This window comes from Ruegeria sp. SATB045, from assembly GCF_059613525.1.
This window is the reverse complement of record NZ_JBXWSR010000019.1, coordinates 131916-152607: the sequence shown is the minus strand read 5'-3', so window position 1 is coordinate 152607 and position 20692 is coordinate 131916. Positions and strand designations below refer to the sequence as shown.

Genomic DNA, 20692 nt, shown 5'->3' with positions numbered 1-20692 from the left:
TTCGTCCTCCTTTACGCTGCCGAGATCTTGCAGAGAGTACACTTGGTCTCCTGCATCTGGGTTACTGAGTCGTAGCCATAGGTCTGGGCGGTGTTAGAACTTTCACCCAAGACATAGGGGTCTGCACCTGCGGGGTATTTGTGCCGCTGGTCCTCGCCCTGGAAATGGCCGCCAAAGTGGAACGGCATAAAGGCCACGCCGGCGCCAACCCTGTTGGTCAGCATCGCCATCACCTTGACCTTTCCGCCCTCAGGACCTTCGACCCAGACCTGTGATCCGTCACGAATACCAAGGTTGTTGGCATCGCGGGGGTTGATCTCGACGAACATGTCCTGCTGAAGCTCGGCCAGCCACGGGTTCGACCGGGTTTCATCACCACCACCTTCATATTCGACCAGACGACCTGACGTCAGGATTATCGGATAATCCTTTGAAAAGTCGTTCTTTTGGATCGAAGCATAAAGGGTGGGTAGACGATAAGCCTGACGGTCCTCGTAGGTCGGATAGTCCTCCACCAGATCGCGCCGGTTGGTATATAGCGGCTCGCGGTGCAGTGGGATCGGATCCGGGAAGGTCCAGACGACCGCGCGGGCTTTGGCGTTCCCGAAGGGCGCACAGCCATGCTTGATCGCAACCCGCTGGATACCGCCGGAGAGGTCGGTCTTCCAATTGGTTTCAGGACCCGCAACAGCGTCAATCGCCGCGCGTTCCTCGGCTGTCAGATCGCCATCCCAGCCAAGATCCATCAGCATCTGCATCGTGAATTCCGGATAACCATCCTGAATTTCCGATCCAACGCTATAGACCCCTTCGGCCAGCAGGTTGTCACCATCGCGTTCCACACCGAAACGGGCGCGGAAAGTCAGGCCGCCTTCGGCCACCGGTTTGGACATGTCATAGAGGTTCGGTGTCCCCGTATGACCCATCTCCGGCGTGCCCCAGCAGGGCCACGGAAGGCCGTAGTATTCGCCGTCGTTGGGTCCACCGATGGCTTGCAGCGTGGTTCTGTCGAACGTGTGCTGGTTGGCCATGTGGCTTTTCAGACGTTCCGGCGACTGCCCGGTATAGCCGATGGTCCAGAGGCCCGAGTTGAATTCACGCGTGATGCTTTCAACATTCGGGGTCTCGGCATCTTCCATCTCGATATTACGGAAGAAGCGGTCCGCCCAGCCGAACTTGTTGGCGAACTTGGCCATGATGACCTCGTCCGGCAAGCTTTCGAACAGCGGATCAACCACCTTGTCGCGCCACTGCAGCGACCGGTTCGATGCCGTGGCCGAGCCACGTGTTTCGAACTGCGTACAGGCAGGCAACAGGTAGACGCCGTCGGTGCGGTCATGCAGCACGGCCGAGACGGTGGGGTACGGGTCGATCACGACCAGCATGTCCAGCTTCTCCATCGCCGTCTTCATTTCCGTCATCCGGGTCTGCGAGTTGGGCGCGTGGCCCCACAGAACCATGGCACGGACATTATTGTCCTGATCCATGTTGGCTGGGTCTTCCAGAACACCATCGATCCAACGGGAGACCGGGATGCCGCGCTCGTTCTGAAGCGGCTTGTCCTTGCCTTCCTTGTCCTTGATCGTGGCGAACTGACCCGCTAGCCATTCAGGGTCTTCACCCCAGACACGCGCCCAGTGGCCCCAAGCACCCTTGGACAGGCCATAGTAGCCGGGCAGGGTGTGGGACAGAACACCAAGGTCTGTTGCGCCCTGCACGTTGTCGTGGCCGCGGAAGATGTTGGTGCCACCACCCGAAGTGCCCATGTTGCCAAGCGCAAGCTGCAGCACGCAGTAGGCGCGGGTGTTGTTGTTGCCGTTGGTGTGCTGTGTACCACCCATGCACCATACGACGGTACCAGGACGGTTGTTCACCATGGTCCGGGCTACGCGGCGCAGCTGCGAGCCGGGCGTACCGGTGACGCGTTCAACCTCGTCGGGGTTCCACTTGGCAACCTCTTCGCGGATCTGGTCCATACCCCAGACACGGGTGCGGATGAACTCTTTGTCCTCCCAGCCGTTGTCGAAGATGTGCCACAGGATGCCCCAGACCAGTGCAACGTCGGTGCCGGGGCGGAAACGGACATATTCATCCGCGTGGGCCGCGGTGCGCGTAAAGCGCGGGTCGCAGACGATCAGGGGCGCGTTGTTTTGCTCTTTCGCACGCAGGATATGCAGCAGCGAGACGGGGTGCGCCTCGGCCGGGTTACCACCGATGATAAAGATGGCCCGGCTGTTGTGCATGTCGTTGTACGAGTTGGTCATGGCGCCATAGCCCCATGTGTTCGCAACGCCCGCAACAGTGGTTGAGTGGCAGATACGGGCCTGATGGTCCACGTTGTTCGTGCCCCAGTAGGCGGCGAACTTGCGGAACAGATAAGCCTGTTCGTTATTGTGTTTCGCAGAACCCAGCCAGTACACGCTGTCCGGCCCGGATTCCTGGCGGATGTTCATCATGCCGTCGCCGATCTCGTCGATCGCCTGTTCCCAGCTGATGCGCTTCCACTCTCCGCCTTCCTTTTTCATCGGGTACTTAAGGCGGCGTTCGCCATGAGCGTGCTCGCGGACCGAGGCCCCCTTGGCGCAGTGCGCACCCAGGTTGAACGGGCTGTCCCAGCCGGGTTCCTGCCCGATCCAGACGCCATTCTGCACTTCGGCAACGACGGTACAGCCAACCGAGCAGTGGGTGCATACGGATTTGATGTTTTCAACGGCCGTGTTCGCCGCTGTCTGGGCACTGGCTGGCGTCACGGTTCCACCCGTGGCGCTGATCGCGGCAAGGCCGCCGATCGTCAGGCCCGAGCCACGCAGAAATGCGCGGCGATCGACGGTTTTCTCGCCGACCTGGGACAGGATACTTGTCCGCTGGGGGCGTCTCGCAACCCCGTTGGTCTTTTTCCTAAGCATTACTTTCCTCCCTTGCGTGCCGTGTCAGCCACGGCTGCTTGGTACTTCGCAAAACCGACGTCAGGGCCAATCGCAACCGTCTGTCGGGTGGTGAAAACGTCCGATCCTAGAACCGGGTGCTTTCCAGATATGCGCGTGTATGCGCGGTGTCCTGCATCCGGGTTTCGTCCGTGGGCAGCTCGGCTGCTTCGGCCTGTCCGGTCAGGCTGGCTGCGGCGACAGCAGCGGGTGCTGCGGTTCCGGCCAGTTTGAGGAAGTCGCGGCGCGTTGCACCTTCTTCCTTGGTCTTGCTCATGGGGTTCTCCTTTCCCATTTGCAGTTTAACGCCCCGCAAGGGACGCTGGCGAATGACAACGTCTCACGCTGCCGACATTCGGAAAGCTTCGCGCTCGATCTCCATGAAGACCCGACCGGCAGTGCCGACCGAGGCATAGAGGACCGAGTTCTCGGCGCCTTCCAAATCCGAATAGAAATGCGTGGCCCAAGGGCCGATATGTTTGTTCCAGAACGCTTTCTGGTCTTCCAAAGACGCGGGCGTGCCGAACCGGCCGACGATCATCCCCGCCATCGTCTCCATCAACGAGGCGATGTTGTCTTCAGGTTCATAGACGTTTTGCGCCCGGGTAATACCGCGCACGGCCATGTCATTGCGCAGCTGAGCCAATGGTTTCTCGTTCAGGAATCCGGTCAGGTAAAAGCTGGCATAGGGCAGAAGCTCTCCGCGTCCCAACCCAATGAACAGTGCGTTGAACTCACGTTCAGCAGCCGCAGGTTTGGTGACTTTGGCCACCCGCGCCATCGCTTGGATGGCCTGACCCAGATCGCTGTCATCGCCGCTGAGGCTCACCATCTGGTCCAGCAGCATCTGATCTGGCGGACCGGCCAACAGCAGGCCCAGAAAGTTATAGAAATCCGCGCGCAGGCGATCCTCGGCCGAGACATCCATCTGTTGCGCTTCACTTGCGGTCATTCGGTTATCCTTCGAATTCAAATTTCATGCGGCGCGGGGCAGGGGCGACTTCCGCCTCCTCCGGCGCGTCTGGTTCTATTTCAGCCAAGAGAACGGGCTCTGGGTCCGGGGTGTCGATCTCTTCGGGTTCAGGCTGAGGCTCCTCGGCCTCGACCTCGATATCGGAGTCTTCCGCCTCGACTTCGGCCTTGGCGGCCAGCGCTTCGACATGAGCCAACATGCCCTTGCCGACCTGATAGGCGGTCTGCAGGTTTTCGATCACACAGGCCGCGTCGGTATAGTCTTCGCCATAATCGACCAGCCCATCGACATTGGCCAACACCGGGTTCAGCCGCCACAACCTGCGCAGGGCGCGGCGGCGCAGACGATCGGGAACGGCTTTGGCCATAAAGCCCGAGACGTCATCGCCCGCTTGTAACTGATCGGGATCGGGGAGGTTAAGCTCGGCCAGAATCTCGACGTCGGTCTTTTCCTCAAGCTCGGCGCGCTGGTCTGCGATCACCTGTTCTTCGGCTGCGATTACTTCGGCCTGAGCCTCGGCCTGAACGGCGGCTTTGCGGCGGGACCAGAAATCGCGGGCTTCAGTCATTGGATGATCCTCCGCGGGGCGCGGTAAACATCGGACTCTTGCCGTATGCGCGCATCGCCTTTGCCATCTTCGACCAGATCAGTGCGTTTCTTGTCGCGCTTGCGTTTAACGAAGACTTCATCGCGGTGATGTTCCAACGCAAAATCCCGTACCCAGGCGATCAGCCCGTCGGTCATTGGAATTTTCTCGACAATCTCTTCACCGGTATCCGCGTAATCCTGCCCTTCATAGGGTGAGGCAGTAACCAGCACAGCATCCATCGGGCGCTGCCCGTCCAGCGCATCGCGCAGCACAAGGTATATCGAGGGCGTGCCGTCGGACAGGTTGACCATATACGCCTCGGTCTCATCCGCCCACAAAGTGAGGGGCAGGGTGGCCGCGTGGTATTCCACAGCTTCGCCTTCCCGGCGCATTTCGTGCCAATCGGCAGGGCCCGCACCGGGCAACACCGCAATCGCACGCCAGTTCCATTTCGCCCAGCGAGTGACACCGGGTGTTTTGCGCACAACAACGCCTATCGGCATTTCAATCTGAGTAGCGGCCTTCGCCACGTAAATCCTCCCCGGAAGGCTCTCCCCTGCCTTCCCCGTGTCCACTATGGTACACAAAATGATCTTCTGCCAAGTCCAAGCACTACGACTTTAGTCGCATACGTCGATAGCGAGTTCGTGAGGGGCCTTGTTCCCGGGTAGAAAAACAGGGTTGTGTAGCGCGTCCGGGGGTTGGATTTGGCGTGTTTGCGATGGGGTTTACATTGCCGTCCCTCGAATACAGCCTACTGTGCTGTGAGATGGCGCGACATCCGGGGAGGGGATATGAGCACCAAACTACTATTATGCGACTGCGCGGGCACTCAGCGCGTGGACGCAGACAAGATGGCATCCGCCTGCGATGCGACATGTTCCAAGGTCCACACGGCGCTGTGTACGCGCGAGTTGGAGACAGCTGCGAATTTTATGCAAGACGGTGACGTGATCGTCGCCTGTGGGCAAGAGCAGGAAGTTTTTCGCAACTTGGCCGATGAGCTTGGGGTCGAGGCACCTGGTTTCGTCGATCTACGTGACCGCGCGGGATGGTCGGATGAGGGCGCGGATGCCGCCCCCAAGATGGCTGCGCTGGCGGCCGAGGCGCTGTTGCCGCAGCCGATCACGCCCAGCGTGGATGTCGTCAGCGAAGGCACGTGTTTTATCATCGGCCCCGGCGCGGTGGCGTTTGATCTGGCCGAGCGTCTTTCGCCGACCTTGGCCGTCACGGTCCTGAGCACCGACGATAGCGAGCCGATTTCGCGCGCCTATGATGTGGTGCGCGGGCGCGTTCGGTCGCTGACCGGTGCTTTGGGCGGATTTTCCCTGCGGCTGGATGCGCTACAACAGTTAGAACCCGGCGGGCGCGGGGCGTTTGCATGGTCTGAACCGCGCGACGGGGCGGGCTCCTCCTGCGATATCGTGCTGGATCTGACCGTTGATACGCCTTTCGTGCAGGCCCCTTCCAAGCGCGAGGGGTATCTGAGGGCCGATCCCAAGGATACGGTCGCTGTTGAACGTCTGGCCTTTGAGGCCGCGCAACTGGTCGGCACCTTTGAAAAACCTCTTTATGTGCGGATGGAGGAAACCCTCTGCGCCCATTCCCGCGCCGAACAGGTAGGGTGTTCGAACTGTCTGGACATCTGCCCGACTGGAGCGATCACCTCTGCGGGTGAACATGTGGCGATCGATCCTATGATCTGCGCCGGATGCGGAGAATGCGCGGCGGTTTGCCCCTCGACGGCGATCACCTACGAAGACCCGCCGGTTGCAGCACTTTTGTCCCGGATGCACATTCTGGCGCGCACTTATCGACGGGCCGAGGGACAAGCGCCCCGGCTGCTGGTTCATGATGCCCACGGGGCTGAAATGATCCGGCTGTCCGCCCGCTTTGGTCGTGGTTTGCCTGCCGACGTGATCCCATTGGAACTGAACGTGATCTCGGGGTTTGGCCATTCCGAAATGCTGGCCGCGCTGGCCCATGGGTTTGCTCGTGTGGATGTCTTGCTGGCACCAACGACCGAGCGGGACGCGTTGGATCGTGAACTGGCACTGGCCGAGGCCATAGCAGGCGCGGGGAAGCTGGGCCTGATTGATCAGGCTGATCCGGATGCGATGTCTGACGAACTATACGCACAGGACGTACCAGAGCCTTTGGCCGATCCGGTGCTTCCCTTGGGAAACCGGCGTCAAATCGCACGCTTGGCCGCGCAGGCGCTCAACCCTCAGGCCGAAGCTCCGTTGCCATTGCCCGAAGATGCGCCTTACGGAGCGGTGGCGGTGAACACCGACAGTTGCACGCTGTGCCTAAGCTGCGTGTCGCTCTGCCCGTCGGGGGCGTTGATCGACAACCCCGACATGCCGCAGTTGAACTTCCAGCAGGATGCCTGCCTGCAATGCGGTATGTGCCGAACAATCTGCCCCGAGGACGCGATCACGCTGGTCCCGCAACTGGACCTGAGCGATGCCGCCCTGTCTCAGCAGGTGTTGAACGAGGAAGAGCCCTTTGCATGCGTCGAATGTGGCGCGCTGTTCGGTGTGAAATCCACAGTTGAAAGGATCATGGAGAAGCTGTCGGGCACACATCCGATGTTTGCCACCTCGGACAAGGCGCGGATGATCCAGATGTGCGACAACTGCCGTGTGAACGCACAGTTCCAGCAACAGGACAACCCGTTCCAGTCTGCGCCGCGTCCCAAGGTTGTTACGACCGAGGATTATTTCTCAAAGCGCAAGGATCACTGAAGCTGCAACGGTGCGCCCAGATCCGCGGCTTTGATGACCGAAACAAAGGCCAGTATCGCCTCCAACTCGTCCAGCGTCATCTGGACGGGGTGGATGGGCGAGGGGCGTTCGGGGTCAAAAGGCAACGTCAGCCCGTCGATCTGGGTAAAGGCGGGGTGTGGGTTAAGGGCAAAGAACGCCTCGAACCGTTCCGACCAGTCGGGCATGGCGCGCAGGACGGCAAAGGATGGCGTCGAGCCCAGCCCATTCATGCGGTTTTGCGGGCCGATCACGTGGCACCGCCCGCAATGAGTCATCGACAGCTCTTCTCCCCATGCGGCGTCGCCATCAACAACCACCTCTTCCTGCACCGCGGCAACTTCGAACTCGGCCGAGAAGGGCGCGCCGGTTTCCGGAGCAAACCCTTCAACCGTGCGCTTGCCGATATCGGACAGCAGCCAGTCGCGGAAACGTTCGTGTTTGGCATCCTCGCCGATCCTGAGGTGATAGATCACACCGTCGCGGGCAAAGACCGGATCACCCGGTGGGCCGCTTTCCAACACCAAAACGCCGGTATCATCCGCAATAACGCGTATCCCGGTCTTGAGCGAGAAGCGCGGAAGAATATGTTGCAACAGACCAGAGTCGGCAACCTCGGGCGGGGCAGCCAGTCCCAGCGCCTCTTGCGACCAAGAGGGGGTGGCGGAGAGCGTCAGGCTCAGGCACAAAAGGATAACGCGCATGGGGTCAGCCTAACGGCAGCGCCCCGATTGCGTCAAATAAACTGAATGAGACGGAGACACATGCAATGAAAATCAACCACTTGGTTGGGTCGACACACGGAGAAAAGGCATGAGTGTTCGTGACGCAGTTCTGGCGAACCTGAAAAAAATCACCGATCCCATGTCCGGACAAGACATTGTCAGCGCCGGGATCGTGCGTGCCCTGAATGTCGAAGGTGACACCGTACGCTTCGTGATGGAGATCGACCCTAAGAACGCCGACAAGATGGAACCCGTGCGCGCAGCGGCCGAGCAGGCCGCGCAGATGGTGGATGGTGTGTCCAAGGTCTCGGCCATGCTGACGGCGCATTCCGACAAGGCACCGCCGGATCTGAAGCCGAAACCCAAACCCTCGCAAACCGGGCCACAGCCGGTGGCGGGTGTGGATCGCATCATCGCCGTGGCCTCGGGCAAGGGGGGTGTCGGTAAATCGACCGTTTCCGCGAACCTCGCCTGTGCGCTGGCCGCCGAGGGGCGGCGCGTGGGTCTGTTGGATGCGGATGTCTATGGTCCGTCGCAGCCCCGGATGCTGGGTGTCTCAGGGCGTCCGGCCAGCCCGGATGGCAAAACGATCCTGCCGCTGCGCAATCACGGCGTCACCATGATGTCGATGGGGCTGATGACCAACGAAGGGCAAGCGGTTGTCTGGCGAGGCCCGATGCTGATGGGCGCGTTGCAGCAGATGATGAACCAGGTGCAATGGGGCGCGCTGGATGTGCTGATCGTAGACCTGCCGCCCGGCACCGGTGACGTGCAACTGACGCTGAGCCAAAAGTTCCAGGTGGATGGCGCGATTGTTGTGTCGACCCCGCAGGACGTAGCCCTGATCGATGCCCGCAAGGGGATCGACATGTTCAACCAGTTGAAAACGCCCATCGCCGGCATGATCGAGAACATGTCCACCCATATCTGTTCGAATTGCGGGCATGAGGAACATGTGTTCGGCCATGGTGGCGTGAAATCCGAGGCTGAATCGCTGGGTGTACCGCTGCTGGGGGAAATCCCGTTGCATCTGGACATTCGCGTGGCCGCTGATGGGGGTGCGCCCATCGTGGTCAGCAAACCCGACAGCCCGCAGGCCGACGCGTTCCGCAAAATCGCCCGCGACTTGATCGCCAAGGGCAACGCATGAGCGAGCCGGTTTTTCCCCCTCTGTTGGTCGGTCACCCGGTGCAGGGGGGACAAGATCCGTTTCAGCGCGCGCAAGCCATGGCCGCGCTGGGATGCGATGCGGGCACCGTGGTTTACAACATTCAGGCTGACCGCTTACGCGTGGCTATCGTCTTTGCACCCGAAGTTCCGCTGCAGGACGCGATGGCGATGTTGCCGCTCTGTGCCGTGGGGTTTCAGAACGCACTGGGCGCGCTGGCCCCGCCCGAAGTGGCGGTCCATCTGGACTGGGACGGCCCGATCTGTGTGAACGGGGCTAAATGTGGGATGTTTCAGGTCACGGCCTCAAGCACCGCGCCCGAGGAAGAGCCCGATTGGCTGATCGTCGGCTGGGAACTGGCACTGCTGCAAATCAGCGATGCGCCCGGCGAAAACCCAGATATTACAGCGCTTTATGATGAGGGCTGTGCTGAGGTGTCGCCGACTCAACTGGTTGAAAGCTGGTCGAGGCATATGCTGACATGGCTCAACCGCTGGCAAGAGGACGGAAATGCGCCGCTTCATGCCGAATGGATGGGGCTGCTACGCGGGGTGGGCGAACCCTATGACACAGGTGTCTTTCTGGGCGCCGACGAGCGGTTCGGAATGCTGATCCGCGACGGTGCCGAAACAACCCTGCGCCCCTTGACGGATCTACTGGAGAACTAAAGATGAAACTGGCCCGCGCGATCCATTTCGACGAAAGCGACATGAACGTATTTCATTCCCCGGCCCGCACGGGCGAGTGGTGCATCTCTGGCGGGTTCGAGTTTTCGAACTGGGGCGAGGGCGATCTTGAGGGCAAGGCCCGGCAGGCTTTCGCGAACGGATGGCTGGGTGTCGAGACCTTTGGCCGGGTGACATTCGTGGCAGTGACGCAAGTGGAACCAGCCGAGATCGACCAGATTGCGCAGAACCTGGCCGAGCATTTCGTACAAATCTACGGCGCGCCTTCGGTTGAGGCGGCGATGGGCGTCGCGCAAGCCGAAATCACTCATATGTCCGAGCTATGCGAAGAACATGCGCCCAACACCCTGCTGACCGTCGCGCGTGAACTATCCGAGACGGGTTTGCATGAGGCTTTCCGCATCATCACCCCGCAGGAAACCCAACTTGAGGCACTGGCCGTGCATGGGTCGCTGGACGAGTGACTAAATTGGTTTCAGCTTAGGGTGCTTCAGCAACTCCATCTGGTCTATGGATTGGTTATTCGGATCAGTGCTGTAGCCTAGTAAGTTGAAATCCGCGCGGAACGTTTCGACGACAATATCTATCATCTCGGAGTTGTAGTGATCCGCAACTACCCTTGATCTATTGGACTTGTTTTGGTGGCTTAAACTGGCTTGGATGTCGACTTTCGCACAAAAACTCTGGAAGTTGGTGCCTAGGTTTTCCATTCGGCCAACATAGCTGACAAGACATCGGTTCTGTTCGTCCAACAGAAAACTTGTTTGTCTGTAAGGTGAAAGCTCGCCTCCGCAGCGCGTCAATATAAACTCTTCAAAAGAAATACCTTTGACCGCCTGGTGGTCATGATGAATTTCGGTTTGTTGGATGTAGCTATAAAGTGAAATCAACAAGTCGAATGGATTACGAACGAATGCAACCGAGCGCATTGTCCAATACACTGGGCCCAAGCGTTCCAGATAGTCTATCGCCTTGGCATGATCTGGAAGCGGCTGGAACCGCGACTTTTGGTAGATGCCCCTGTTTATCGTTCGACCGTCCAAGCTTTTTAACATCCGCTGCAACGGATTCGGCCGATCAAATTCCTTACGTAACGCCCATGCGACCGAGCTTCCGCCGGTTTTGGGTATGTGGACGAAGACTATTTTATTCCTGGTGCCGATCATCGCACTACATTGCTATATTATTCAGATATAGCAATGTAATTTGGGCTTATTGATCTATATTAGATCGGCAAATCCCCCAAATTGTCCACGCTTGAAAATCAACCCCTTGCCTGTGCGGTACATCACCTTTTCGACCTGGCCAATCAGGATAAGGTGATCTCCGGCATCGTGTTGGGCGTTTAGCGTGCAATCAAACCGAGCAAGGCAATCAGACAGGTGCGGACGCTTGGCATGGTCAGCTATCCAATCTGCGTGCGAGAAGTCTTCGCCATTTTCGGCAAACTTCAGTGCTTGATCCTGCTGATCTTCGGCCATGACATGGATCGAATAATGCTGGCAGTTATGGAACGCGCCGAACCGGTTTGAGTCCTTTGCAAGGCACCAAAGAACCAGAGGTGGGTCCAGCGAGACCGACGAAAACGAATTCACCGTGATCGCCCGCGGCCCCATTTCGGTATGCGTTGTCACAACGGTGACCCCTGTTCCGAAACAGCCCAACGCTTCGCGGAAAGCGATGCTTTGGTCGGGGGATGGGGTGAAAGTGGTCTCGGTCATCACGCGCTCATTAAGTGGCCGCGCCTCAGGTGCCACGGCCCAGTGAAATTGTCCACGAAAAGCTGCGCTTGAAACTGTATTTTTCCAGCCTAGTTCAGATCTTCCAGTAAGCGTCCGTGCTGACGGGTCGCCTCGATCACCGCGCCAAAGTTGGTCATGCCACGCGCCTCAAGCATCGGTAACATACGAACCAGCGCCTCGGCCGTTGCGACCGCATCCCCCAGCGCCGTATGGCGCAACTCTGGCGGGATAGTGATGTCGAGCCTGTCACACACGGCGTCCAGTGTGTGTGTGTCACTGGCGCCGAACAGAACGGCGGACAGCAGGACAGTATCCAGAATGGGGTGGTTCCATTCAACGCCCATCCGGTTCGCATGACGGCGCAGAAAAGCCATGTCGAATGGCGCATTATGGGCCACGATCACCGCGTCCTGCGCAAATTGATGAAAGACCTTGCCAGCCTCGGCGATTCCAGGCGCGCCCGAGACCATATTGTCTGTGATTTTGTGAACCTTGGTCGAGGCAGCAGGGATTGGCATACCGGGGTTGACCAATACATCCAGCCGTTCGCCTTCAATGATCCGGCCATTTACGACACGCACTGCTCCGATCTGCACAATTTCGTCCTTGTGTGGCAGCAGCCCCGTAGTTTCGGTATCGAACACAACAAAGCAAAGCTCGCGCAGGTCAAGTGTACGCAGTTCCTTATTGGCAGCCGAGTTCAATAGGGCAAAGTCATAGACCAGCGGCCGCGCGGCCTCGGGCGCGATGTTTGTGGCACTGTCGTCAAAAATCAGCATGTAACCTGGTGCGTCGCCCAAGGGTTTCATACGCGTCATATAGTTTTGTGTGCCGTCGATACTTGTAAGAGTGCAACCGACCTCAAGCCCTGTTTTGGTAAGTTTGGCAAAGGCTTGTTCCAAGGGACCCATCTGAAAATACTCGGACATCGACGCATTCAGGCGGGGATGTGAAATCTGCGCCAGAACTTCGGCCGCCTGACCATCATAGAGCACGATCTTATGCGTCGGGCTGGCCAGCAGCATGGCCACCGGAATGTCGGTCAGCAAGGCTGTCAGCCTCTGCTTTTCGGCAGCAAGATGGGCGGTTTCAGCAGCGACGGCTTCGGCTACGCTCATAGTCTTCTCTGACAGCTGGTCGGCCAGACCAGCCGCAGCAGGGGCCAGATCACCCAGGTAACGCGCGGCCTGAACATCCATTTCCCGGTTGACGCCTGCGTGTGCGCGCGCGCGCAGCTCAGCCGAAAGACGCTCGATCGGCTTGGCGACGTTGTCATCAAACAGCAACCAAACGGCGACTATCAGCGCCACAAAGCCAAAAGCCATAAGGATTTCAGCAAAGATGAAGGCGTTGACCAATTCAGGATCTGCAACGCGCCGATAACTGATCCACAAGGCGAGAGAACTGACAGCTAACCCGCCTACAGCCAGCAGGCAAAAAAACAGGAAGATGCGTAAGCGCAGGCTTAACCGGGTCAGCATGTTACACTCCGCAGGTGGCCTCGATGATGGGGTCGTTGGTTTCTGCGTTGATCCAGTCGGCGTTCAGCAGCTGACCTTCGGATCCGAATTCGGCCCCGTCCGCCAGATTGGCGCGCTGGTTTTGTGCGCAATCCACAGCGATCGGCAGCTTGGAAACCGGGGACCAGCGCCCAAAAAAGTAAAGGTCTACCAACCGTTGCTCGGGCACCTGTTCGTTGGTCCGAACCGAGGCTGTGTCAATCGCGGCAAAACGTTCAACAAAGGGGACCGCATAGGTCCAGGGGCGATAAAAAGCGCGACTTTCGATTTCTTGAATAATCGCCATGCCTTCAGGCAGCGTATCTTTGGTGCGGTCATACCAGGAATATTCGCTGGAAATGGTCATTCCGATCATCCCCAAACCGGCTGCAACAGGGGCAGCCCACCTTGGCAAGCGACCGCCCGTCATCTTGTTCACCAGCATCACGACGCCTGCAAATGCAACGCCTGCGAAGAGTGTGGCGATCAGTTCCAGGAACATTGCGTTTCTCCCAATTTCGGCCGGTTCAACCCAGCATACCTTTTCCGTGGCCCGCCGCCGATTGCATCGTCTTGATCACGACGAACGCGTCCCGAAGATGGCTGCGTTCGAAATCGGACAGGGCCGTGGGTGGCATGAAGTTGTCCGGCTTTTCGCCACTTTTTACAAGCCGCACCTGGTGTTCCAGACGGGTTTCAGCAATCAGATCGTATGCATCCAGCAGGTCCCGCGCTCCGGACTCGCTTAGGATACCAGCCGCTCCAGCCGCCCGTAAACGCGCGCGCGTGTTCGCCTCGGGAAGCTCGCCCTGCAAACTGTAAATCCGGGCCAGATCGACGACGGGAACGACACCGTTGTGCTTTAAATCCAGTGTATTGCGGTGTTCACCTGACCGGATCGTCGCAAATCCCCGTAACAAACCAAGCGGAGGCGTATGTTTCAACGAGTTTGAAATCATGTGCGCCACAAAGATCGAATTCGCCCGGGCTGCAGCCAGCGTATCGGCTTGCAGCTTGTCGAACAGCTCGAATGCGCCACCGATCGGGCGTAAGTCAAACATGACGGATGCCAGCATTTGTGCTTCGGGGTTCGGCTTGGCGATCCAACCTTTGAAATAGTCGCGCCACACGTGTACCGGTTGGCACCAGCGCGGGTTTGTCGCCATCATGTCGCCGGGGCAATAGAAGTACCCGCATGTGTCCAGCCCGTCCGATACAAACTGTGCCATCGCATGAAAATAGGGCATGTCACCGTCGGTCACGCTGTCATCCAGCATCAAGCAATTGTCCTGATCAGAGACACCAGTCTGTTCCTGCCGCCCTTGCGATCCGCAAGCCAGCCACAGATAGGGTACGGGGGGCGGGCCAAGCTTGGCTTCGGCCAAGGCTAACAGTCGACGGGTGGCTGTGTCAGCGATATCCGTGATCAGGCGCGTGACGATCTCGTGCCGGTTTCCAGCGGCAACAAGCTGTACCAGAAGCTGAGGAATTTCATCGGTCACAGTCGCCATTTGTTGAGCTGTCTGCGCGGCTGCAATCTGGCGCACAAGTTCGGCCGAATTGACGGCCTGATAATGGGTCAGGTCGGTTTGAGTAACGATACCGACTAACCGCCCACCTTCGGAGATTGGAACATGGCCAATCCCCCGTTCCATCATGATATGCAGAACATCCGAGCCGATATCGGAAGGTGACAGGGTAATCGGGTTAGCGGTCATGATCGCGGCAACGGGCGTGTCCGCTGGCATTTCGTCCGCGACAAACTTGCCGGACACGTCGCGCAGGGTCGCGATGCCAAGAAGAGTTTCCTGATCCGTTACGCACAGCGATGAGATATGCTTGTCACGCATCAGCTGCGCGGCTTCGCGGACCGGTGTATCAGGCGGGCAGGTGGCTGGGTTGCGCGCCATCAGAACGTCGATCGAACTGGTGGCCAGACTCTGTGGTCCCGCGCGTGTGGTGCGGCTGCGGTTGAAGAACTTTGCGACGACTTCATGTCCGGCGATCAATTCGCGCACCAGATCCGGAGGCAAAAGCAACAGCACCGATGAGGCGTCGGCGCGTGCCTTGGTGATTGCCTTGCCATCCTTCAAAAGCCCGCGTTCACCGAATGAGTTTCGTAGACCAAGATGCGAAACGACGACATCGTTCCGGTCTTTGATCTCAATCTGTCCCTCATAGATCACAAAAACACCGGGTAAAGAATGACCCAATTTGTAGACCGTGAAGTCCTCTTCGACCTCCCACACCTCGATCTGGTGTGCGATGGCATCCAAGACATTCGCTGGCAGGGCGTCATAAGGGTGTACGGATTTCAGAAACCGGGTGATCTCATCATGGGACAGGGGCATGGAATACTCCTCGGTTTCCGGTTTAAAAATCCCGCCCGGTGGAGTGCCGGGCGGGAGTAGTCAGTCGAAAGACGCGGCCTTTGGCAAGTAGGCTTTGGGCCGCATCATGCTCATTTATTCTGAGCTGCACCCGCGCCACGGGGAATGCGGACGCTTTCGACCAGATCTTTGATCTCCTGCGGAGTTTCCTTGGTCGCACCGGCCACGAAGTAGGCGACGGCAAAGTTGACCATGGCACCGATCGCCCCGAACGAGGTCGACTTGATCGGACCCAGCAGCGGATCAGCATCAGAGAAAGAGTTGGTGCCCGGAATGAACAGCCAGCCCTTGTGCAGGAAGATGTAGATCAGTGTTACAACCAGACCAGCCAGCATACCCGCGACCGCACCGGTGTTGTTGATGCGGGTCGAGAAGATACCCATCATCAGCGCCGGGAAGATCGAGGCTGCCGCCAGGCCGAAGGCCAAGGCCACCGTCTGCGCCGCGAAGCCCGGAGGATTCAGGCCCAGCCACGTTGCTACAGCGATGGCTACAGCCATTGCAATACGCGCCGACAAAAGCTCGCCTTTTTCCGAGATCTGCGGGTTGATCGCGCCCTTGATCAGGTCGTGGGACACTGCCGACGAGATCGCCAGCAACAAGCCCGCAGCGGTCGACAGCGCGGCCGCAAGACCACCAGCCGCGACCAGACCGATCACCCAACCCGGCAGGTTGGCAATTTCGGGGTTGGCCAGAACCAGGATGTCACGGTTGAACTTGGTCAGCTCGTTTCCAACCCAGCCTTTTTCCTCGGCAATTGCCTGCAAGTCGGCGTTTGCGTCGTTATAGTACTGGATTTTACCGTCACCGTTCTTGTCTTCCCAGTCCAGCAGACCGGTTTTCTGCCACGTGGCCATCCAGTCGTAACGCGGGTCGGTGTCGATTGCTTCGACAGAAACAGCGCCGCCCTCGATGCCACCATTAGGCCACATCATGTCGGTGATGTTCAGACGAGCCATTGCGCCAACCGCAGGGGCGGTCAGGTACAGCAGTGCGATGAACACCAGCGTCCAGCCAGCGGACCAGCGGGCGTCAGACACTTTGGGAACGGTGAAGAAGCGCATGATGACGTGCGGCAGACCCGCAGTACCGATCATCAGCGACAGGGTGAACAGAACCATGTTCAGCGTGTTCGAGTGGTGGGCTGTATATTCGTTAAAGCCCAGCTCGGTCACGATGGCATCCAGCTTGGTCAGCAGAGGCTCACCGCTTGCGGTGTCACCAAACAATCCCAGCGCCGGAACAGGGGTGCCGGTCAGCTGCAGCGAGATGAAGATGGCCGGGATGGTGTAGGCGGTGATCAGCACGCAGTACTGAGCAACCTGAGTGTAGGTCACACCCTTCATCCCACCAAACACCGCGTATGCAAACACCACACAGGCACCGATCAGCAGACCGGATGTGTTCGACACCTCAAGGAAACGACCAAAGGCCACGCCAACGCCGGTCATCTGACCGATCACGTAGGTCACCGATGCAACGATCAGACAGATCACGGCAACGACACGTGCGGTCTGGCTGTAAAAACGGTCGCCGATGAATTCCGAGACAGTGTATTTGCCGAACTTACGCAGGTACGGCGCAAGCAGCAGAGCCAGCAGCACGTAGCCACCGGTCCACCCCATCAGGAAGGTCGAGTTGTCATAGCCGGTGAAGGCAATCAGGCCTGCCATCGAGATGAACGAGGCCGCTGACATCCAGTCCGCTGCTGTCGCCATACCGTTGGTGACCGGGTGAACGCCGCGACCGGCGGCGTAGAATTCCGATGTGGAACCCGCCCGGGCCCAGATCGCGATGCCGATGTACAGCGCAAAAGACGCGCCGACAAACAGCAGGTTGATGGTAAACTGGTCCATGCTGTTACTCCTCGTCCACGCCGTATTCAGCGTCCAGCTTGTTCATGCGCCAGGCGTAGTTGAAGATCAGCACCAGAAAGACCAGGATCGAACCCTGCTGTGCGAACCAAAAGCCCAGATCTGTACCGCCCACGGAAATACCCGACAGCAGCGGACGCAGCAGAATGCCGAATCCAAACGACACCAGCGCCCAGATCACAAGGCTGATGTAAATTAGGCGCAGGTTGGCCTGCCAATAGCCCTTGTCGGACTCGGCAGCCTGCGCGGAGTTTGATGATTGATCCGCCATTGCGGGTTCCTCCTTCGCTTTTTCGCCGTACGGCCTGGCACACAACTCCTCATGCGCGTCAGGTCGCTTTGCGATTGTGCCCAACGCCCCGTGACGTCAGGTAAAACTTCTCGGTTCTGCCAAGGCAGTTCCTTCGAAGTATTCTGATTTAGGATTAAAGCCCTGCGCTTTGATCCACCCTTTAAGTCATGACCTCTTGCACATACCCTTGCAGGTCGATTGAGATGTCATCTATCTGGCCCATTGCGTCGATACCCTTCAGCACTCCCTGGGCCTGATAGTAGTCAATCAGCGGTGCCGTCTGCGCGTGATAGGCCGTCAGCCGGGACGCAACAGTTTCAGCGTTATCATCTGCGCGCCGTTTGAACTCTGAGCTGCCGCATTTGTCGCATTTTCCTTCAACCGCGGGCAGCTTGAACGTGTCGTGGTAGCCTTCACCGCACATGCCGCAGGTGTAGCGACCCGAAATCCGGATCACCATTTCAGCGTCTTCTACCTCGAGGCTGATGGCCGAATTGATCTTTTGCCCAGATTCGGCCAACAAAGTGTCCAGCGCCTGTGCCTGAACCGTGGTGCGGGGAAAGCCGTCAAGGATGATTCCTTTCGCGCAGTCCGGCTCGGCCAGTCGATCGCGCAGGATCGCGATGACAATATCGTCGCTGACCAGATCTCCGGCCTCCATCACGGCTTTGGCGGCCAAACCTGCTTCAGTCCCGGCCGCGACGGCGGCACGCAGCAAGTCTCCGGTGCTGAGTTGAACCAACCCGAACTTCTGTTCAAGCATACGAGCCTGTGTACCCTTCCCGGCACCCGGAGGGCCGAGAAGGATCAGGACGACGGGTGTGGTGATCGTGGCAGCGTCCATCACATCCTCACTTGTTCGCGCGGTTTTCAATCAGGTCTTCGACCACCGACGGATCGGCAAGCGTCGAAGTGTCCCCTAGCGCGCCAAAGTCATCCTCGGCGATTTTGCGCAGGATGCGGCGCATGATCTTGCCCGAGCGCGTTTTCGGCAAGCCCGGTGCCCACTGGATCACATCCGGCGAGGCAATCGGTCCAATCTCGGTCCGCACCCAGGTGCGCAGTTCTTTCAGCAGCTCATCCGAGGGGGTGCGATCATTCATCAAGGTGACATAACAATAGATGCCTTGTCCTTTGATTTCATGCGGATATCCCACCACGGCGGCTTCGGCCACAGCGGCGTGGGCGACAAGCGCGCTTTCGACCTCGGCGGTTCCCATGCGGTGCCCGGATACGTTGATCACATCATCTACGCGGCCAGTAATCCAGTAGTCGCCATCTTCATCCCGACGGCACCCATCACCTGTGAAATAGTAGCCTTTGTAATCCGAGAAATAGGTCTTTTCGAACCGCTCATGATCACCCCAAACGGTACGCATCTGACCGGGCCAGCTATCCTTGATGCACAGCACGCCTTCGACCCCGTTGCCGCTGATTTCCACACCCGATTGCGGGTCCAGAACCACTGGCTGAATGCCAAAGAACGGCTTCATTGCCGCGCCGGGCTTCATAGCGTGCGCACCGGGCAGGGGGGTCATCAGATGACCGCCGGTTTCGGTTTGCCACCAAGTGTCCACGATAGGGCATTTGCCCTTGCCGATCACCTCATTATACCAGTTCCAGGCTTCTGGGTTGATCGGTTCGCCGACAGTGCCCAGAAGGCGCAGGTCGCTCAGGTCGTGCTTCTCGACAAACTCGTTGCCCTGACCCATCAGCGCGCGGATCGCGGTGGGGGCTGTATAGAATTGGTTGACCTTGTGCTTCGCGCAAACCTCCCAGAAACGGCCTGCATCGGGGTATGTTGGGACGCCTTCAAACATCAGCGTTGTAGCGCCATTGGCCAGCGGACCGTAAACGATGTAGCTGTGGCCTGTGACCCAGCCGACGTCCGCAGTACACCAGTAAACATCACCCTCGTGATAGTCGAATGTTACCTCATGGGTCAGCGCGGCGTAGACCAGATAACCGCCGGTCGTGTGAACGACGCCTTTGGGCTGGCCGGTCGAGCCAGAGGTGTAAAGAATGAACAGCGGGTCTTCGGCATTCATCTCGGTGGGGGCGCAATAGTCGTCGGCCTCCAGCGCCATTTCGTTGTAGTCGTAGTCGCGACCGTTGATCCATGTGGTTTGACCGTTAGTCCGCTTGACGACGAGGCATTTCACCGTGTCCTTACAATGCAGCAGCGCCGCATCTGCGTTGGATTTCAGCGGGGTCTTGCGGCCGCCACGCGGGGCTTCGTCCGCTGTGATGATGACCTTGGCGTCACAGCCATTGACCCGTGCCGCCAGCGCATCGGGCGAGAAGCCGGCAAACACGATCGAATGAATTGCGCCGATACGGGCACAGGCCAGCATTGCGTAAGCAGCCTCGGGGATCATCGGGAGGTAGATGACAACTCGATCACCTTTGCGCACACCCATTGATTCCAGGATGTTGGCCATTCGGCAGGTGCGACGGTGCAGCTCGGCATATGTAATGTGCTGAGCGGGATCAGTTGGATCATCTGGCTCCCAGATGATCGCGGTTTGATCTCCACGGGTTTTCAGATGGCGATCCAGACAGTTGGACGAAACATTCAGAGTACCGTCGGCGTACCAGTTAATACCGACCGAGCCGAAATCGAAGCTGACGTCCTTGACTTGGGTATAGGGTTTGATCCAGTCGATACGCTTGCCCTGTTCGTCCCAGAAGGCAACAGGATCGTTGACGGAGGCTGCATACATCTCGTTGTATTTGTCGGCATCGACATGTGCACGGGCAACAGTGTCTGCTGATGGCGGATAGGTTTTGGCATCTGCCTGGGCAGCGGTTGTCATTCTGAGGCTCCTCCCTCTGGACTAAATTTCGTGGGGCCGAATTTTGCCTGCTAAACTGACAATGTCGACCCGCTTCCTCCCCATACCGAATAATACGGAGAACAGAAAACAAGGGAATAAATTACCGGAAACTATGGATTAGTTTGTAAAAAAATTTCTCTAAATGCCGTTGAGATGAAAACATTTTTGGATCATGTTGATAATAATCTATTAATAACAAAATGATAATTGTAACGGATTTCCATCCTC

General features: G+C 58.4%; 18 protein-coding genes and 1 pseudogene. 4 read left to right on the top strand and 15 right to left on the bottom strand.

Annotation, left to right across the window (positions count from 1 at the left end):
* Positions 1-11 precede the first annotated feature (11 nt).
* The 5 genes and pseudogenes from AC2FNR_RS06180 to AC2FNR_RS06160 form a co-directional block, all read right to left on the bottom strand.
* The gene (locus AC2FNR_RS06180) at positions 12-2906 is read right to left on the bottom strand and encodes a formate dehydrogenase subunit alpha (protein ID WP_496848424.1); all 2895 of its coding nucleotides are present in this window, start codon (positions 2904-2906) and stop codon (positions 12-14) included.
* Positions 2907-3012: 106 nt separating this feature from the next.
* On the bottom strand, positions 3013-3201 hold the full coding sequence (locus tag AC2FNR_RS06175; protein WP_170352882.1) for a ubiquinol-cytochrome c reductase iron-sulfur subunit N-terminal domain-containing protein: 189 nt from the start codon (positions 3199-3201) through the stop codon (positions 3013-3015).
* A 63-nt stretch (positions 3202-3264) separates the two neighbouring features.
* Positions 3265-3876, bottom strand: a complete 612-nt coding sequence (locus AC2FNR_RS06170; protein ID WP_496848423.1) for a TorD/DmsD family molecular chaperone — start codon at positions 3874-3876, stop codon at positions 3265-3267.
* Between the two features lie 4 nt (positions 3877-3880).
* A pseudogene (locus AC2FNR_RS06165) lies at positions 3881-4474 on the bottom strand (DUF3306 domain-containing protein); the annotation flags it as partial.
* Positions 4462-5016: a DUF3305 domain-containing protein gene (locus tag AC2FNR_RS06160; RefSeq protein WP_170352885.1), complete on the bottom strand. Its 555-nt coding sequence runs from the start codon at positions 5014-5016 to the stop codon at positions 4462-4464. The pseudogene AC2FNR_RS06165 and the gene AC2FNR_RS06160, both read right to left, overlap by 13 nt.
* 264 nt (positions 5017-5280) lie before the next feature.
* Here AC2FNR_RS06160 and AC2FNR_RS06155 point away from each other — a divergent pair, with 264 nt between their 5' ends.
* Positions 5281-7233, top strand: coding sequence for a 4Fe-4S binding protein (locus AC2FNR_RS06155; RefSeq protein WP_496848422.1), 1953 nt, complete (start codon positions 5281-5283; stop codon positions 7231-7233).
* Here the strand turns inward: AC2FNR_RS06155 and AC2FNR_RS06150 are convergent.
* Entirely contained in the window at positions 7227-7955 is a 729-nt protein-coding gene (locus AC2FNR_RS06150) for a hypothetical protein (protein ID WP_170352887.1), read from the bottom strand. The genes AC2FNR_RS06155 and AC2FNR_RS06150 overlap by 7 nt on opposite strands.
* Positions 7956-8064: 109 nt before the next feature.
* Here AC2FNR_RS06150 and AC2FNR_RS06145 point away from each other — a divergent pair, with 109 nt between their 5' ends.
* The 3 genes from AC2FNR_RS06145 to AC2FNR_RS06135 are packed head-to-tail and all read left to right on the top strand — an operon-like array spanning position 8065 to position 10294.
* Positions 8065-9126, top strand: coding sequence for an Mrp/NBP35 family ATP-binding protein (locus AC2FNR_RS06145; protein ID WP_496848421.1), 1062 nt, complete (start codon positions 8065-8067; stop codon positions 9124-9126).
* A complete protein-coding gene (locus tag AC2FNR_RS06140) occupies positions 9123-9812 on the top strand; it encodes a biotin/lipoate--protein ligase family protein (protein WP_496848420.1) in 690 nt (229 codons plus the stop codon). The genes AC2FNR_RS06145 and AC2FNR_RS06140 overlap by 4 nt, the downstream gene beginning before the upstream one ends.
* A gap of 2 nt (positions 9813-9814) precedes the next feature.
* Positions 9815-10294: a DUF6505 family protein gene (locus tag AC2FNR_RS06135; protein ID WP_496848419.1), complete on the top strand. Its 480-nt coding sequence runs from the start codon at positions 9815-9817 to the stop codon at positions 10292-10294.
* Here the strand turns inward: AC2FNR_RS06135 and AC2FNR_RS06130 are convergent, their stop codons facing one another.
* From AC2FNR_RS06130 to acs, 9 genes are all read right to left on the bottom strand, one after another.
* Positions 10295-10996: a sulfotransferase family 2 domain-containing protein gene (locus AC2FNR_RS06130; RefSeq protein WP_496848418.1), complete on the bottom strand. Its 702-nt coding sequence runs from the start codon at positions 10994-10996 to the stop codon at positions 10295-10297.
* Positions 10997-11050: 54 nt separating this feature from the next.
* On the bottom strand, positions 11051-11551 hold the full coding sequence (locus AC2FNR_RS06125) for a flavin reductase family protein (RefSeq protein WP_209196525.1): 501 nt from the start codon (positions 11549-11551) through the stop codon (positions 11051-11053).
* Positions 11552-11640: 89 nt separating this feature from the next.
* Entirely contained in the window at positions 11641-13053 is a 1413-nt protein-coding gene (locus AC2FNR_RS06120) for a 3'-5' exonuclease (protein WP_496848417.1), read from the bottom strand.
* 1 nt (position 13054) lies between these two features.
* A complete protein-coding gene (locus AC2FNR_RS06115; RefSeq protein ID WP_496848416.1) occupies positions 13055-13573 on the bottom strand; it encodes a hypothetical protein in 519 nt (172 codons plus the stop codon).
* A 25-nt stretch (positions 13574-13598) separates the two neighbouring features.
* On the bottom strand, positions 13599-15422 hold the full coding sequence (locus AC2FNR_RS06110; RefSeq protein WP_496848415.1) for a DUF294 nucleotidyltransferase-like domain-containing protein: 1824 nt from the start codon (positions 15420-15422) through the stop codon (positions 13599-13601).
* A gap of 110 nt (positions 15423-15532) precedes the next feature.
* Complete coding sequence (locus AC2FNR_RS06105) at positions 15533-17317, bottom strand: sodium:solute symporter family protein (RefSeq protein ID WP_496848414.1); 1785 nt, start codon at positions 17315-17317, stop codon at positions 15533-15535.
* A gap of 4 nt (positions 17318-17321) precedes the next feature.
* Entirely contained in the window at positions 17322-17606 is a 285-nt protein-coding gene (locus AC2FNR_RS06100; protein ID WP_170352909.1) for a DUF4212 domain-containing protein, read from the bottom strand.
* A 181-nt stretch (positions 17607-17787) separates the two neighbouring features.
* Entirely contained in the window at positions 17788-18471 is a 684-nt protein-coding gene (locus tag AC2FNR_RS06095; protein WP_170750782.1) for an adenylate kinase, read from the bottom strand.
* A gap of 7 nt (positions 18472-18478) precedes the next feature.
* Positions 18479-20443 carry an acetate--CoA ligase gene (gene acs, locus AC2FNR_RS06090; protein WP_170352913.1) on the bottom strand — a complete coding sequence of 655 codons (1965 nt, stop codon included), beginning with the start codon at positions 20441-20443 and terminating at the stop codon, positions 18479-18481.
* Between the last annotated feature and the right edge of the window lie 249 nt (positions 20444-20692).